Raw genomic sequence first — 13,522 nt, 5'->3', positions numbered from 1 at the left:
CTTTTAATCCTTTCAAATCTGGGTTACTGTACGGGCATGATACGCAAAACACCTCGAAAACTTCCCGGACGGCGCGAGGATGGCGCTTCGACCAAGGCCCAGATTCTGGAAGCGGCGGGCGAAATCTTTGCCGAAAAGGGCTTTGACCGCGCCACGGGCAAGGAGATCGCCGAGCGGGCCGGGAGCAATTCGGCCGCGGTGAATTATTATTATGGCGGTATTGAAGGGCTCTATGCGGCGGTGCTGGTCGAGGCGCACCGGCGGCTCCTGACCTACGACCGGCTGGTGGCGCTGGCGCACGGACCGGGGGCTTCCATCGACAAGCTGAAAATCCTCATCGGACTGATTGCCGCGGCAATCACCGCCCCGGCGTCATCCACATGGGTGTTGCGGGTGTTGAGCCGCGAGATTCTCGCGCCATCCCAGGCCTTTCCCGTGCTGTTGAATCAGGAGGTGCTGCCGAAGAAGCAGGTGGTAACCGGGCTGGTTGCCGATATTCTGGGGGTGCCCGCCGACCATCCGGCAGTGGGGCGGTGTTTGCTCAATATGGTCTCGCCCTTTGCCATGCTGCTGCTCGGCAACCGCCAATTGCTGTCACAGGTTCTGCCAGATCTCTTCGCACCGGCGCCCGGTGCGCAGGAAGCCATTATCGCCCATTTCCAGCGCTTTGCCCTGGCGGGATTGGAGGCAACAGCGGCGGAGATTAAAAGGGAGGCGGGGGCAGCGTTGAACTAAAGCGTTACTTCAACGGTGAAAGTTTGTGCGATTTCATTGGCAGTTCAAACATTGAGCCACCTTTCATGGTCGACGCAGTCGTTTCAATCGCCGGCCAGAGCACAATCAACCGTTCGGCTTGTTTTATGACTGGAGCTTTATAAAGCCCCGGAGACAAGAACATTCCGATGATGCGAGATGATTGAAAGACCGATTTTTCAGCTTTGTTGCGGGTAATTCTGCGATCACCCGATATCAGGACCCATCCGCCCTGCGCACTCAAAGCTCTTATCAATTCCAAGTCCTTGATATTCGGTGGAAATTTATCGCGCAAAGCGACGATCTCATACTGTTCACCGAACAACGCCTGAAGGCTCCTTGGAAGGCGGGGAGACATATTGTGGTCAAACAGGACCCTCACGCTGCGAGAGATTCCTCAAAGGCTACTGCATCTCGTACAACTGTTAGAGGTACTTCGTATAGTTCTGCCACGGCTCTCTCGGAGCCCTCCGCTTGAACAGCTTGGGCCAACGCAATCGTAGGAATGTTGTACACAGCCGTTGTAGGTTGTCCAAATACAAGTTCGGGATCTACGATGATTGACTGTTTGCCTTTGAATGGACGCCATCTGCGCACGGCATTGTTGTCAATATCCAGGTCCTTAAAGGTACGCTCGATCACAGCTTTGATCGTGTATTGCTTTTTCTTGAGATCAAGTAAACTGCCGTCTCCAGCCAGATTTGCACTGTCTAAAAAGATTGTTTTACCGTCCGTTTGAAATCGGCGCGTTGAGAATGGATGTTCGGCGTGGGCGCATTCTCTTGCATAGTCCAAACAATGACGAATCGTCTTCAAACCAAGCCCGGCATCGGTAAATGCCTTTACGAATTTTAACTCGATGAGATCCCGAAATCCCAGTTCGATCTGACCTTCGAATTGCGGCAGTTGAGGTTTCCACAATGGCTCCATGTGAAAGGTCTCACCATTATAAGAGTAGTGGTACCCGCCGAGCCATCGCCGAATGTTTCGTACAGGAATGTTCAACAGCCGTGCAGCGTCGCTCGCGGTATAAAAGCCGATCCCGACAACTGGAGTTGCGTAACCATCCATCACTGCGTTTCCATTCCTTCCCAAACATGATTGCTCACCATGCTCTTACGCCGCATTATCGCTTGTGCAACAACCACGTCAATCTACAGTCTGCGCAGTTGCTTCAGTTTCAACGTAACCGGACACCCGGCCCACCGCTGGTCGTCTCACCATCCTGCTGGAACACCACGCCCTCGGCCTTGAGCGCATCGGTTACCGCGTCCAGGGTATCGGTGCGGACTTTCACTCTTTCGCTTCCGAAGGCCTCCATGTTGCGTATGGTGTTGGCGCTCACGCCCGCCTTCTCGGCGAGGGTGATCTGCTCCATGCCAATCAGCGAACGGGCTGCTCTGATCTGATTTCCGATAATAGCCATGTTGTTTCCAGAGTAAATATCTTTGGTATTATACCTAAGTTCAATTGACCGTAAATGAGCTCAGCGGGTATGGGTTCAGTCGCAATATTTTTGGTAATGATCACTAATCAGGAGAGGTGGTTCGGCACAAGGCAGTGTACATCATTTCGCAGGCAGTCTCACCCCCGGACCGCCCGGCGTCATTTCTCCCTCGGCCTGAAAGATGACCCCTTGAGCTTCCAGCGCGCGCTTGATGACATCGAGTGTTGCGTGGCGCGGCTCGCATACGCCGCCTTCAAATTGCCGCACCGTCACAATGCCAACATGCGCCGCATCGGCAAGTTGCTGCTGAGACCATTGGATGAGGGCGCGTGCCGCCCGGCATTGTGCAGATGTGATCATGCTTTCCTATAATAAATCCTGATTATTCTTACCAGAACTGTCGAAAATAGATGGTTTTAAACGGTATGAATTTAGAATCCGTCTGCCTGGAAATTATCGAAGCTATGCCCGGAATATAAGGGAACATCGCCGCCGCCGATATCGGCAATGAGCGGCAGCAATCGGCGATCCAATATGTCTGCGACATCGCCGACGAACGTCTGGTTGTCATCAAAGCTTTGCTCGACGGGGCGAACACGAACGCTGCTTAAAGTGGAAGCTGGACCGTTGCCACAGCATTCCGCCTCGGATATCCCGATGAAAACCTATCCCGCAGAAGAGACCGGTCCCCATGCACGCGACATCCCATCCCATTGCCGCGGTTCTGGTTCATGTCGGCGATGTCGAAGCGGGGCTCGCATGGTATCAGAGCGCGTTTCCTGAAGCTGTCCGCACGCGGCTCGACGAATTTGATTTCGAGTTTCTGCAAGTCGGCTCCGTCTGCCTTGAAATCGTGCCTGCGGACGCGCAGGTGGGGTCGGGGCCCTTCGGCTCCGTCGTCTATTGGGCGGTGGACGATTTTGACGCGGCTCTGGCGCATGTGGAAAAACTGGGCGCCACGCTCTATCGCGGGCCGCTGGCGATACAGGATGGCCTTGCCATGTGCCAGGTTCGCGATCCCTGGGGCAACTGCATCGGTTTGCGGGGTCCCCGGCCTGCGGCGATGTCCGGATAAGGCGCGCTGCGGGCGAGGTGAACGCAATACCGTTCATACTCTGTTCATCCTTGAAGGCGCACCTATCCCCGGTATGAATCGATAGGAGTGACTAATGAAAAATCTTGTTTCGCTGTTTACCGCTGGCTTGCTGGCGGTTCTCGTTGGATTGACTTCGGTCGTTTCTTCGAACGCGGCACCGGTATCGGCCCAGAAGGCGCCGGTCGTATCCAATGTCGAGCAGGTGCAGTACGTTGAGCGCCGCCGCCACGACAATCGCCGTTGGGATCGCCGCGATGACCGTCGCTGGGATCGCCGTGATGATCGCCGCCGCCCGCACTACGACAACCGCGGTTACCGTCCCGGTTACTGGAAGAATCATCGCGGCTACCGTGAATATCGCCGCGGCTACCGCCGTCACAGCGATGGCTACTGGTATCCGCTGGGTGTTTTCCGTCTCTGATTCCCGTCAGAGCATTGGAATGCAGAAAGGGCGGCTCGCGAGAGCCGCCTTTTTCTATGGCCGGCTGTTCTCCAGCGCCGCGCCGAGAGTGGCCAGCAGATCCCTCGACGCGGCGATGTCCTCAAGTCGCATCCCGGCGGACAGCGCATTCACCCATTCGGCCTGGCGCTGCATCAGCGCCGCATAGGACGCAGTCCCCTGAGATGTCGGGCTGAGCAGGCTGGCGCGGCGGTGCCGCGGGTTCGGGCCATAGGCGGCAAGCCCGTCATGCACCAGCTCATCGGCCAGGCGCTGCACGCTCTGGCGCGTCTGGGCAAGGTGGCGGGCGACATCCGCCACGGTTGCGGCCTCCTGAACAATCGCGCCCATGACCTGCCAGCGCGCGGCGGTCAATCCGAACGGCGCGCTCAGCCGGTTGCCGGCCTCAGTCAGGCGGGCGGCGGTTTGCAAGATGTCCCAGACGAGCCGGCTCAATTCTTCGCCCTGAGGGGTGCGCATGCGGATCTCCCGAGTTTCCAGCGACATATTGACAGCATGTTGTCAAAATGCAAAATTGACAACACATTGTCAATTTGAGGTATAGCATGACCCCGTCTGAACTTGTCAAAGGCCTGTATGAGGATTGTCTCAATCCGCGCCTGCTCGAGCGGCTTCCGGAGTATCTGTCGGAGGGCTTCGTCGGCGCCGGCGGCGAGCAGGGGCCGCAAGGCTTCCGGCAGACCGTCGAACGGATGATCACGGCGTTTCCTGGCCTGCGGTTTGAGCTGGAAGACCTGTTTGCGGCGGGAGACAGGGTATGCGTGCGCTGGCGCTTCGAGGCGGCGCATCTGGGGCCGCTGTCGGGTATCGCGCCCACCGGCAAGACCGCGGTTCAGCAGGGAATCGCCATCTATCAGGCGCAGGATGGCAAGCTGACGCGGGCATGGCTGCAGGTCGATCGCCTGGGTGTCTTGCAGCAGATCGGGGCGGTAACGCTCTGACGGAAAGGGGCGTGCCAGACAGACCGGGACATGCGCGGCAACCGGCGGTGTCTGAGCGCTTGTACTGCGGAGCGGCGGTCTTTGAGGGCAAGGGTGGAAAATGGCGGAGAGGAAGGGATTCGAACCCTCGAGACCGTTTAACGGGCCTACTCCCTTAGCAGGGGAGCGCCTTCGACCACTCGGCCACCTCTCCAAGGACGCTGACTAAAGAGGAAACCCTTTGTTGGCAAGGCCTTTGTGTAAGTTTTCTGATTTTTCTATTTTGCAGTTCCGAGCCGTGGAAAACGGAACCAAGCGGTAACGGTGAGACACAAACGGCACAAAATTGGCACAAGCAAATCACCGTTTGTTCTTGCGGGTTTTGCCGGAAAACACCCGGTTTACCACCTCCCGGCCGGCATCGCCGTGGACCTGGGTGTCGAGCAGCAGCCTCCGGCTTTTGGAGCCGACCAAATGCGTGGCTGGTCAGTTTTAGCGGCCCGAATCCTTGATGGCTTTGTTAAGCGGCTTCGCAATCGAATGCCTGCTGGCATACCCAAACATGAGACGCGGATGTCGATCACTGATGCTGGCAAGATCGGCCATCGAATGCGGCTCAGCGGTCTCGTAACCAGACAGGACCGCCACCTACCTGCTGTATTTCTCGCAGATATTCTTCCTATGAGGATCTCCGTATTCCTCGCAATTATAGCCGCACTGATAATCGCCGCGGCCATTGACCTGGATTTCGTTCATCTTCTCTTTCGCAGAATCCAGGCAGTACGACACAGACGTGAAATGCGGCGTTACGACAAATTTTGTTCGGTCGGTTCGATCCGGGTAAACAATGGCAGACCACCCGGCAGGGCGATCATCACAACCAGCCAGCAACAGAAGAGCTAGGAATAGTAGAATTCTCAATATGGCGTTTCCAGTTTCTGTTGATCTTCATTGAGAATTTAACCGTCGCTCATTTATGTTCTGGGTCCGGGGAGCGTCAAAGTTTTTCTCATTCTCTAAAGCATTTCTTCCATGCGGATGGGACCTTGGAAGACACGCCGCGGGCTTTCGCCGGAGCGGGGGCAACAAGAAGGTCTGGAAGGTTTTTACAGAAAACCAAACTGCCGGCACTTGCTGAGAAAGCTTTTCACCGGCTCGGCGTTCATTGCCGGGTCACGTGCAAAATTCTCGCAGACGGTGCGAACCTTCTCGGTTTCTCCCTCTTTTGCTCCGGCGGCGTCATAAAATGCGTTCTCGGCATCCCGCATTGGCTGCGTTTGTTCTTTCTGCTCCCTGTGTACGGCGTTGTACGTTGCCGCATAAAAGGCACCGCCTGCGACAAGCACGATACAAACAGCTATAGTCAGATACTTCATTCCTCGCCCTTTGTTCTCCCGCATCCCGGTGCAGCCTATCCGATCCGGGACTGGCGCGCCATGCACGATACGGATCGGGCATCAGGCTTGGGCGACCCAGCCCCGAAAGCTGAAAGCCGCATAAAACAGCTCGACACGCGCGAAACCCGCCTCGATCAGGATCGCTTCGTCCTGCTCGGGCGCAAGAATGTGGGTTTTCGTGTCGACAGCCCGCTGCATGTTCGCAGCCTTTTCAGCATCAAGCCCGGCCGCGACCGCAAAGGCGGCGTAGCGCGATAGCCAGGTTGCACGCGCGCCGTCGCCTTGCGGGAAGCTGAGATGGGCGGTGACGAACGGCGCGCCGGGCTTGAGGCGGCGCCTGACTTCGGCCGCCGTACGCCGCCGCTCATCCATATCCATGAAATGCTGGGTCAGCAGGCACGTCGCCGCATCGTAGGGGCCGTCAGGCGCATCGCCGATATAGCCCTGCTGCAGCCGCGCCCGCGCGGCCAGCGGCCCCAATGTCCGTTCGGCCAGATGGAGCATCTCGGCGGACGGATCGATGCCGTCGAAGATCCAGCCCGGATGGGCCTGCGCGAACATCTTCAATTCCAGCCCGCCACCAGCGCCAAGAACCAGCACCCGGGCATCGTCAGGGGCACGTTCGGCCAGCAGAAGCGTGGTCATGCGCTGCATGGCATCAAAGCCGGGCACGAAACGGGTCGGTCCGTCGGCATAGCGCGCCACGGCCTGCGGATCGGAAAATGGGGTCATTGCGCTTGCGCCTCCAGCGGGTATGGCATCGGTTTGAACATCCGCCGGACAGGGACTGTGCCCGATAACCGGTTTACAGATTTCATGACACTTTATATGTTACGTGATATGGCGAAATCAAGACCTGGAGCCTTGCTGCCGGCGGCCGCACCGTCACTCGGCCGATGCGCCGGCGGAAACCGCTTTGTCCGTTGACGGCCCGCCGCTGGCTGCGTCAGTGCCTGCGCATCGTTCCGATGCCCGAGGGGTACAGTGCGGCGCAGCACAGCCCATGTATTATCGGACGTGTGGAATATTTTTTTCTTGGCAGTTTTACTGACACAGGGACGCAATTCTTGCCTGTATCTTGTTTTGCCCTCTTGTCTTGTGATTTTTTTTGAGAGACGTAATATATGCGCTGATTCACGGTGATTTTGAACATGTCGAGGTTGGGTATACTTGACCGACGCTGTTGCAAAGCCGGAAATGAGGCCCGGCAGGGGGGGATCATCGGGGGATGAATTGCCGAGCCTCACGTTGCCCGAAGGTGACAACGTGCGCTTGATACCATCAGAAGCTGAGGGGGAGATTATCCCAACCTGAAGCGAAACTGAGGGAATCACAGCGATGAGTCAAAAAGGCCTGGACCCGGCGCCATGCGCGGGGTCCAGGCTTTTTCCGGGGCGGCAGACACTGCCAAACCATTCAAGCCCCACGCATTTTCAAGAACAAAATGCCTATGTTTAATTTTGTGTTTCTTCTTCCCGCGTTTTTTGTATCGTGTGCGCCAGACTTGTCTTATTCAGGAACCATGAGGGCAGAGATGAAATCTTGGCGTTCGGTTGGTGTTGGAGCGCTGGTCAGCGCCGCAGTGCTCGGGTTTTCTTCCGGTCAGGCAATGGCCGCCAGCAAGGCTCATCCCTTCATATATTTTGCCACCACGGATCCTTTCCTGCAGCCCGGAGAGGCGCCGACGCGCAATGATGTCACGCTGCTGGGCGGACCATTTGCACGCGATACCGCGGGCAGCGCCATCCATCTTTTCAATGTGGATTACACCAAGAATTATCTGGTCGGCGTCACCTATGGGCGCGATGTCTACAATCTCGGATCAGGATTTCAACTTGGCGGCGTCGTCGGCGTCGCGTTGCGGTTCGGTGAGGACGACGACACATCGGGCGAGATCTGGACCGGCGTCCGGCTGCGCCACCAGGGCCTCGTTATCGGCAATGTCGTGATCTCCCCGGCATTCACGGCTGGCTTCAGCGCGGTGACCGGCGAGACCCAGATCGAGAAGGAACGCGAACTGCGCTATAATGGCGATGCTTCCTTCCTTGGCTTTCTCGGGCCGGAACTTTCATTCCGCTGGGGCGGGGCGCCCAACCTTGAAGTGACGTGGCAATTGCATCACCGCTCCGGTGCCGGTGAAACCTTCGGCAATATGGGGGAAGGTTCAAACGCCAATACGATCGGTATCCGTTATCGCTTCTGAGGCCGTTTGCCGATCGGACACGGCGCAGGCTGCGAACACTCCAGCTTTCCACCGCATGGGACCGCCGCGAATATCCGGCTTTTCCGGGCCGGTCGTCAATTCTGCTCCAGCACGACAACGCAGGGATCGAGATCATGCGTTGCCAGATGCGCGTACCGCATGGTCATCTGCAACGTCTGGTGGCCGAGCCAGATCTGCACGCGCCTGATATCGATGCCGCCGCGCACCAGCCGCGATGCACAGGTATGGCGCAAAATATGCGGCACGACCTGATCGTCCGTCCCCAATCCGACCTCGGCCTTGGCTTCATTCCAGATGGCACGGAAGCGCGGCTGATCGTGCATGGCAAACGGACCCTTCAAGCGCCCGCGTGGAATCTGGGTGACGTCATGGGCGCGCCGGGTCAAAGGCACCGTCCGGCTGCGCCCAGATTTTGTCAGCCAGAAGGTCGAGCGGTTTCCCTGCAGATCGTTCCAGTTCAACCCGATCGCCTCGCCGAGCCGGCACCCCGTATCGACGAGAAAGATGCTCAGGCGGTAGCTGTCTTCGCATTTGGCGCGAATGGCCGAGAACAGGCGGGCCTCTTCCTCCAGTTCGAGAAAGCGAATCCGGCCCTGTCTTTCCTTTTGCCGCCGAAACTCGGGCAGGCTGTAAATATCGCCCATCTTGTAAGCTTTCCGAAGCAATTTGCTCAAAGCAGCCATTTTGCGGTTGATGGTTGCATTGCTGTTGCCGCGCTCGCGCAGCGTGCCGATCACCGAATCGAGCATGTCCTGGGTGAAGACACTGAACCGGTTGCCGGCCAGAATCTCACCGGTCTCGCCCAGGAAGGATTTGACATTGCCCTTGTGCGAACCGTCGTCCCAGAGAATCCCGATATAGCGCGCTGTCAGCTCATCCAGAGAATGATCCCTGACCACGCGATTGCCGGTACGGTCCGCTGCTGCGTAGGTGACGTTGTACTGAAACCGAACCGGGAAGTCCGTGTCTGCCTGTTTGGCACCCATCGATGAAATTGTCATAGGGATCACGCTCTAAATCAGAAAAATATGCATAAGTGAAATATGCAACGAGTTGTAATCGTCTTTCTGAAAAGCACAATCGGGTGGGGAATAGCACTTTAGGATAATACCATCCCGTTCGAGGAAGCCTTGCACAGCACCCTCAACAGTCCGTTCCCAGCGATATTGCCTCGACATTTCCAAATCTCCTCGGTCCGCGACCGCTTTGCTATCCTTTCCTGCTAAATGTCTGTGCGCCGTGTTGACGGGCGCTGAAAATGGAGTGGTGAAAATGAATTTGGAAAAATCCAGCGCCGGTAAATTCCGGCGCTGGTCATGCGTGTCATGGCATCAGAAGTTGCGCTGGAAGCGAAGGAACCCGCCAAACGCGTCATCGCTTCCATTGCTGGCCAGGGATTTGGCCTTACGGGCACCATCGAACTTGGTGTAGTTGAGTTCGGGCGTGATGGTGAAGCCGGGAACCAGTTCGTAGGCGACGTTGATTGCGCCGGCATAGGTCCCTTCGGATTCGTAGGCCAACTGCGCGTTGAACGTGGCCTTGTCCGAAGCCTTGGCGGACAGACCGCCCCAGATGGCCCAGTCGCCATTCCACGGGCCGTAATAGGACGTGGTGCGTTTTTCCTTGGCGTGGTCACCGTAACCGGACTGATAGCCGCCCAGAACGAAGGCGGAGACAGTGTCGGTGAACTTTACATCCAGGCGCAGCTTGCCGCCAAACTCTTCCACGACGGAATCGTAGCCGGCAACAGCGGAGATGCCGCCCCAGGCCTGTTCGAACTTCACACCGCCAATGATGTGCGGCACGTAGTCCACGATCACGTGATCCTTGTCACCCTGTTCCAGGCCGATGAGGGCCGAGAAACCGTTGCCGCCGGTGAAGGTGTAGCTGACCTGATTGTCGCCATCGCCGGCATAGGAGATCACGCCGTCTCTGAGCACGCTGCCGGCCGAACCGGTCCATGTGTCAAAGAGCGAATCGGTCAGGCCGATGCGGAAACCGCCGAGCGAGATATAGGCGTGGGGAAGCGACGCGCTGTTGTCACCGTTCGTATAATTGAACTGTGTTTCGGCAAAGGAACGCAATGTACCAAGTTCGGTGTCCGAACGGGCATCGAAGCGGATGGTGGCGCGGGATAGAAGTTTCCAGGTACCGAGTTTGCCGCCCTTGGAGACATCATCGCCGCCCTTGGCATCAAACCGCACATGACCGCTGACTTTCAGGCATGTCTCGGTTCCGGGGATGTAGAAGAAGCCCTTGCCGTATGCGTCGCAAACGCGAACATATTCGACAGCTTCCGGTTCGGCGACGACAACTGCATCGGCAGCGCGTGCGCCAGTGACTGCAACGAGGGCTGCAGCGGAGCCGAGTAGAAGGCTCTTGATGTTCATTTCTGACCTCCAGTCAAAGTTTGACGGAAGGCCAGGCGATTCAACGGGTTTTTGCCGGCAGGAAAGGCTCTAGTGTCCGACGGTTCCCGAGAACAGGTTGACGATGAGAACACCGGCGATAATCAGCGAAAGGCCGACGATTGCCGGCATGTCGAGCGGCTGCTTGAACCAGAACCAGCCGATGGCCGCGATGAGCACGATCCCGGCGCCGGACCAGATGGCATAAACGATCCCGACGGGCATCGTCTTGACCAGTATGGACAGGAAATAGAAAGCCGCCGCATAACCGGCCAAACAGATCAGCGACGGCCAAAGCTTTGTAAAACCATCCGCTTGCTTGAGCGCCGACGTGGCCGCCACCTCGAAAATTATGGCTACAAAGAGATAGAAATAAGTCATGGCAAACCACCTGTCAGAATCACTACGTGCCCCATTTGATTCGATGCATACACTGCAAATATGCCGGTGATGCATGCCCGATTTCGAGTCAAAACACCGTTCCGTTTCCGCCATCGATACAGAGAAATTGATGAAAATCCGGTTACCTATATTAATGAGTGGTAAAGATTTCGCCGGGGTCGCGACGTTTTCGTGTCATTTGTGCAACAGGGATAAGGCATAGAGGGGCCGCGAGGTGTGGATGCCGACATTCATGGTTGAAACCCCCGAGAGGGCGAGTATGTTCGGTCGCAGAGGAACGGCGTTGATCGCATTTCTTCTAGGACTTAGGGGATGGGGACAAGGTTGTCCTTCAGCCAAATTGGAATGCCCAGACCCATTTTTAACTTTGACTGGAGGTCAGAAATGAACATCAAGAGCCTTCTACTCGGCTCCGCTGCAGCCCTCGTTGCAGTAACTGGCGCACGCGCTGCCGATGCAGTTGTCGTCGCTGAGCCAGAAGCTGTCGAATATGTTCGCGTTTGCGATGCATACGGCAAGGGCTTCTTCTACATTCCTGGTACTGAGACCTGCCTGAAGATCGGCGGCTATCTGCGTTACGACGCCAAGGGCGGCGACAGCGTATACACCGGCGGCCACGTCAACCAGGGCAGCGATCCTAACGGCGACGGCACATACGACAAGCTGACACGTGCAACGATCCGCTTTGACGCCCGTTCGGAAACCGAACTTGGCACACTGCGTTCGTACATTGAAACACGTTTCAACTATAAGAACGGTTCCAACAACAGCTCCATTCCTCAGGCATTCATCGAACTCGGTGGTTTCCGCGTTGGTGTTGCTGACGAACTGTTCGGTTCGTTCACTGGTTATGCTGGCGACGTCATCAACGACGACGTGATCAACTATCAGTCAGGCACTTCCAACCAGATCAGCTACACATTCACAGCTGGTAACGGTTTCTCGGCGATCATCGCTGCTGAACAGGGTGAAGTTGAGTCGGACAACGATGGCTTGTCGCACGACTACCGCATCAACGACTACATGCCACACGTACTTGGTGGTGTGAAGTATGAGCAGGGTTGGGGCGGCATCTCGGCTGTTGCTGGTTATGACTCGGTTATCGAAGAATGGGCCGGTAAGGTTCGTTTGGACGTCAAGATCACCGACGCTGTTAAGGCATTCGTCATGGGTGGCTATCAGTCTAACTTCGACGACAACTACACGACCGGTCACGTCCGCAGCCTGAACTGGTTCGGCCGCTGGGAAGGCGACTGGGCTGTTTGGGGTGGCCTGTCCGCCAAGGTTTCGGATAAGGCAACTGTCAATGCACAGGTTGCATACGAATCCGAAGGCACCGTTGCTGGTACTTTGAACCTGGCATACGAGCTCGTTCCTGGCTTCACGATCACGCCAGAAATCAGCTACACCAAGTTCGATGGTCATCGTAAGGATGTATCGATTGCCAACGGCGGTAACGATGATGCATTCGGTGGCATGATCCGCTTCCAGCGCAACTTCTAATCCTTAACAGGATTGAGTTCATAAGACCCGGCAGCGCAAGCTGCCGGGTTTTTCTTTATGGTGCGCGCGGCCAGTTTTCCGGCGTTCGCCGTTTGCCGCGGGGCGCCGTGTTGATATTCCCCCCGACATCGGGCAAGACAGCATTCTGTTCGATTGCCGTAAGGGGAAAATGCCATCCATGCACATTGTGAAAAGCTGGTTCTGGCCTGGTCTGATTACCGTTGCGTGTTTGACAACGCTTGCCGGCTGGTTCCTTGCCGAGCCGATGGACCGCCAACTGACGGAGACCGTCGCTGCCGCATTGGAAACGGATAACAGCTGGGCCAGCATCGAGGTGGACGGGCGCGATCTGACCCTCAAGGGGGTGGCGCCGTCGGCCGAAGCCCTCGCATCGGCGCTGAAAATCGCTGAAACCACCGATGGGATTCGCGTCGTCGAGAACGCAGCGACGCTTTTACCCCTGGTCGATCCCTTCAGTTTCGTGGTGACCAAGTCGGATCAGGGCATCCTCTTGTCGGGCAATGTCCCCTATGGCGATACGCGTGCCAAGCTTCTGGCTGCGGCTGAAAATGCCATGCCGGGCATTGAAATCCTGGACGAGATGGCCGTCGCGCGCGGCGCGCCGCAGGGATTTGTCGAGCTTGCCAATTTCGCGCTGAAACAGGCATCGCAGCTGATCAGCGGTGAGGTCCGGCTTGCCGGCGAGACCTACAGCATCACCGGAACAGCTGCAAATGCCGCGGATTATGAGTCCGTCACCAACGCATTGAAGACACAACTTCCGGGTAATGGTAGGGTGGGCGAGGTGAAGCTGGCGCCGCCGCCGGCCGGCAATGCCAGGTGACTTCCCGGCGGGAATGCCGATCCAGTGCAATCAACGGGAGCGCGGACAATCATGTATCTCATCACGAA

At 57.0% G+C, this 13,522-nt stretch carries 18 protein-coding genes and 1 tRNA gene; 8 read left to right on the top strand and 11 right to left on the bottom strand.

Annotated features, from left to right (window positions below; all coding sequences use genetic code 11):
- Positions 1-36: 36 nt before the first annotated feature.
- Positions 37-735, top strand: coding sequence for a CerR family C-terminal domain-containing protein (locus ACZ25R_RS15485; protein ID WP_472461462.1), 699 nt, complete (start codon positions 37-39; stop codon positions 733-735).
- Between the two features lie 4 nt (positions 736-739).
- On the opposite strand, the gene ACZ25R_RS15480 is transcribed toward ACZ25R_RS15485, so the two are convergent.
- The 4 genes from ACZ25R_RS15480 to ACZ25R_RS15465 form a co-directional block, all read right to left on the bottom strand.
- Positions 740-1,135, bottom strand: coding sequence for a PIN-like domain-containing protein (locus ACZ25R_RS15480; protein ID WP_472461461.1), 396 nt, complete (start codon positions 1,133-1,135; stop codon positions 740-742).
- Positions 1,132-1,824, bottom strand: coding sequence for a hypothetical protein (locus ACZ25R_RS15475; RefSeq protein WP_472461460.1), 693 nt, complete (start codon positions 1,822-1,824; stop codon positions 1,132-1,134). Before ACZ25R_RS15475 ends, ACZ25R_RS15480 begins: the two co-directional genes overlap by 4 nt.
- Before the next feature lie 109 nt (positions 1,825-1,933).
- Positions 1,934-2,179 carry a helix-turn-helix domain-containing protein gene (locus ACZ25R_RS15470; RefSeq protein ID WP_472461459.1) on the bottom strand — a complete coding sequence of 82 codons (246 nt, stop codon included), beginning with the start codon at positions 2,177-2,179 and terminating at the stop codon, positions 1,934-1,936.
- 141 nt (positions 2,180-2,320) lie between these two features.
- Positions 2,321-2,560, bottom strand: coding sequence for a helix-turn-helix domain-containing protein (locus ACZ25R_RS15465; RefSeq protein WP_472461458.1), 240 nt, complete (start codon positions 2,558-2,560; stop codon positions 2,321-2,323).
- Between the two features lie 331 nt (positions 2,561-2,891).
- Here ACZ25R_RS15465 and ACZ25R_RS15460 point away from each other — a divergent pair, with 331 nt between their 5' ends.
- Positions 2,892-3,275: a VOC family protein gene (locus ACZ25R_RS15460; protein ID WP_472461457.1), complete on the top strand. Its 384-nt coding sequence runs from the start codon at positions 2,892-2,894 to the stop codon at positions 3,273-3,275.
- 94 nt (positions 3,276-3,369) lie between these two features.
- Positions 3,370-3,717 carry a hypothetical protein gene (locus ACZ25R_RS15455; RefSeq protein ID WP_472461456.1) on the top strand — a complete coding sequence of 116 codons (348 nt, stop codon included), beginning with the start codon at positions 3,370-3,372 and terminating at the stop codon, positions 3,715-3,717.
- 54 nt (positions 3,718-3,771) lie between these two features.
- Here the strand turns inward: ACZ25R_RS15455 and ACZ25R_RS15450 are convergent, their stop codons facing one another.
- Positions 3,772-4,215 (bottom strand): MarR family winged helix-turn-helix transcriptional regulator, encoded by a 444-nt coding sequence (locus ACZ25R_RS15450; protein WP_472461455.1) that lies wholly within the window; start codon positions 4,213-4,215, stop codon positions 3,772-3,774.
- A gap of 86 nt (positions 4,216-4,301) precedes the next feature.
- Here ACZ25R_RS15450 and ACZ25R_RS15445 point away from each other — a divergent pair, with 86 nt between their 5' ends.
- The gene (locus ACZ25R_RS15445; RefSeq protein WP_223611320.1) at positions 4,302-4,697 is read left to right on the top strand and encodes an ester cyclase; all 396 of its coding nucleotides are present in this window, start codon (positions 4,302-4,304) and stop codon (positions 4,695-4,697) included.
- A gap of 101 nt (positions 4,698-4,798) precedes the next feature.
- On the opposite strand, the gene ACZ25R_RS15440 is transcribed toward ACZ25R_RS15445, so the two are convergent.
- Positions 4,799-4,890: transfer RNA gene (locus ACZ25R_RS15440), tRNA-Ser, on the bottom strand.
- Between the two features lie 110 nt (positions 4,891-5,000).
- Here ACZ25R_RS15440 and ACZ25R_RS15435 point away from each other — a divergent pair.
- The gene (locus ACZ25R_RS15435; protein ID WP_472461454.1) at positions 5,001-5,579 is read left to right on the top strand and encodes a hypothetical protein; all 579 of its coding nucleotides are present in this window, start codon (positions 5,001-5,003) and stop codon (positions 5,577-5,579) included.
- Between the two features lie 203 nt (positions 5,580-5,782).
- On the opposite strand, the gene ACZ25R_RS15430 is transcribed toward ACZ25R_RS15435, so the two are convergent.
- Both ACZ25R_RS15430 and ACZ25R_RS15425 read right to left on the bottom strand, forming a co-directional pair.
- Positions 5,783-6,052, bottom strand: coding sequence for a hypothetical protein (locus tag ACZ25R_RS15430; RefSeq protein WP_472461453.1), 270 nt, complete (start codon positions 6,050-6,052; stop codon positions 5,783-5,785).
- A gap of 81 nt (positions 6,053-6,133) precedes the next feature.
- On the bottom strand, positions 6,134-6,805 hold the full coding sequence (locus ACZ25R_RS15425; protein WP_472461452.1) for a class I SAM-dependent methyltransferase: 672 nt from the start codon (positions 6,803-6,805) through the stop codon (positions 6,134-6,136).
- Positions 6,806-7,607: 802 nt separating this feature from the next.
- Between ACZ25R_RS15425 and ACZ25R_RS15420 the strand changes: the two genes are divergently transcribed.
- Positions 7,608-8,276, top strand: coding sequence for a hypothetical protein (locus ACZ25R_RS15420; RefSeq protein ID WP_346306530.1), 669 nt, complete (start codon positions 7,608-7,610; stop codon positions 8,274-8,276).
- Between the two features lie 95 nt (positions 8,277-8,371).
- On the opposite strand, the gene ACZ25R_RS15415 is transcribed toward ACZ25R_RS15420, so the two are convergent.
- From ACZ25R_RS15415 to ACZ25R_RS15405, 3 genes are all read right to left on the bottom strand, one after another.
- Positions 8,372-9,298 (bottom strand): tyrosine-type recombinase/integrase, encoded by a 927-nt coding sequence (locus tag ACZ25R_RS15415; RefSeq protein ID WP_464659698.1) that lies wholly within the window; start codon positions 9,296-9,298, stop codon positions 8,372-8,374.
- A 330-nt stretch (positions 9,299-9,628) separates the two neighbouring features.
- On the bottom strand, positions 9,629-10,687 hold the full coding sequence (locus ACZ25R_RS15410) for a porin (protein ID WP_472461451.1): 1,059 nt from the start codon (positions 10,685-10,687) through the stop codon (positions 9,629-9,631).
- Positions 10,688-10,756: 69 nt separating this feature from the next.
- Complete coding sequence (locus ACZ25R_RS15405; protein ID WP_472461450.1) at positions 10,757-11,086, bottom strand: DMT family transporter; 330 nt, start codon at positions 11,084-11,086, stop codon at positions 10,757-10,759.
- A gap of 405 nt (positions 11,087-11,491) precedes the next feature.
- On the opposite strand from ACZ25R_RS15405, the gene ACZ25R_RS15400 reads away from it, so the two are divergent.
- Positions 11,492-12,610, top strand: a complete 1,119-nt coding sequence (locus ACZ25R_RS15400; protein ID WP_472461449.1) for a porin — start codon at positions 11,492-11,494, stop codon at positions 12,608-12,610.
- Positions 12,611-12,788: 178 nt separating this feature from the next.
- Entirely contained in the window at positions 12,789-13,454 is a 666-nt protein-coding gene (locus tag ACZ25R_RS15395) for a BON domain-containing protein (protein ID WP_472461448.1), read from the top strand.
- Positions 13,455-13,522 lie beyond the last annotated feature (68 nt).

This window comes from Phyllobacterium sp. RCAM01083, from assembly GCF_055685835.1.
The sequence above is the reverse complement of the archived record's forward strand: the minus strand, read 5'-3'. Positions and strand labels throughout refer to the sequence as shown.

What these genes read in the sequence shown, in the direction of transcription:
- ACZ25R_RS15470 (WP_472461459.1), bottom strand. Translation starts at nt 2,179, where the DNA reads ATGGCTATTATCGGAAATCAGATCAGAGCAGCCCGTTCGCTGATTGGC.
- ACZ25R_RS15455 (WP_472461456.1), top strand. Translation starts at nt 3,370, where the DNA reads ATGAAAAATCTTGTTTCGCTGTTTACCGCTGGCTTGCTGGCGGTTCTC.
- ACZ25R_RS15430 (WP_472461453.1), bottom strand. Translation starts at nt 6,052, where the DNA reads ATGAAGTATCTGACTATAGCTGTTTGTATCGTGCTTGTCGCAGGCGGT.
- ACZ25R_RS15475 (WP_472461460.1), bottom strand. Translation starts at nt 1,824, where the DNA reads ATGGATGGTTACGCAACTCCAGTTGTCGGGATCGGCTTTTATACCGCG.
- ACZ25R_RS15485 (WP_472461462.1), top strand. Translation starts at nt 37, where the DNA reads ATGATACGCAAAACACCTCGAAAACTTCCCGGACGGCGCGAGGATGGC.
- ACZ25R_RS15405 (WP_472461450.1), bottom strand. Translation starts at nt 11,086, where the DNA reads ATGACTTATTTCTATCTCTTTGTAGCCATAATTTTCGAGGTGGCGGCC.
- ACZ25R_RS15445 (WP_223611320.1), top strand. Translation starts at nt 4,302, where the DNA reads ATGACCCCGTCTGAACTTGTCAAAGGCCTGTATGAGGATTGTCTCAAT.
- ACZ25R_RS15400 (WP_472461449.1), top strand. Translation starts at nt 11,492, where the DNA reads ATGAACATCAAGAGCCTTCTACTCGGCTCCGCTGCAGCCCTCGTTGCA.
- ACZ25R_RS15450 (WP_472461455.1), bottom strand. Translation starts at nt 4,215, where the DNA reads ATGCGCACCCCTCAGGGCGAAGAATTGAGCCGGCTCGTCTGGGACATC.
- ACZ25R_RS15425 (WP_472461452.1), bottom strand. Translation starts at nt 6,805, where the DNA reads ATGACCCCATTTTCCGATCCGCAGGCCGTGGCGCGCTATGCCGACGGA.
- ACZ25R_RS15415 (WP_464659698.1), bottom strand. Translation starts at nt 9,298, where the DNA reads ATGACAATTTCATCGATGGGTGCCAAACAGGCAGACACGGACTTCCCG.
- ACZ25R_RS15420 (WP_346306530.1), top strand. Translation starts at nt 7,608, where the DNA reads ATGAAATCTTGGCGTTCGGTTGGTGTTGGAGCGCTGGTCAGCGCCGCA.
- ACZ25R_RS15465 (WP_472461458.1), bottom strand. Translation starts at nt 2,560, where the DNA reads ATGATCACATCTGCACAATGCCGGGCGGCACGCGCCCTCATCCAATGG.
- ACZ25R_RS15460 (WP_472461457.1), top strand. Translation starts at nt 2,892, where the DNA reads ATGCACGCGACATCCCATCCCATTGCCGCGGTTCTGGTTCATGTCGGC.
- ACZ25R_RS15410 (WP_472461451.1), bottom strand. Translation starts at nt 10,687, where the DNA reads ATGAACATCAAGAGCCTTCTACTCGGCTCCGCTGCAGCCCTCGTTGCA.
- ACZ25R_RS15395 (WP_472461448.1), top strand. Translation starts at nt 12,789, where the DNA reads ATGCACATTGTGAAAAGCTGGTTCTGGCCTGGTCTGATTACCGTTGCG.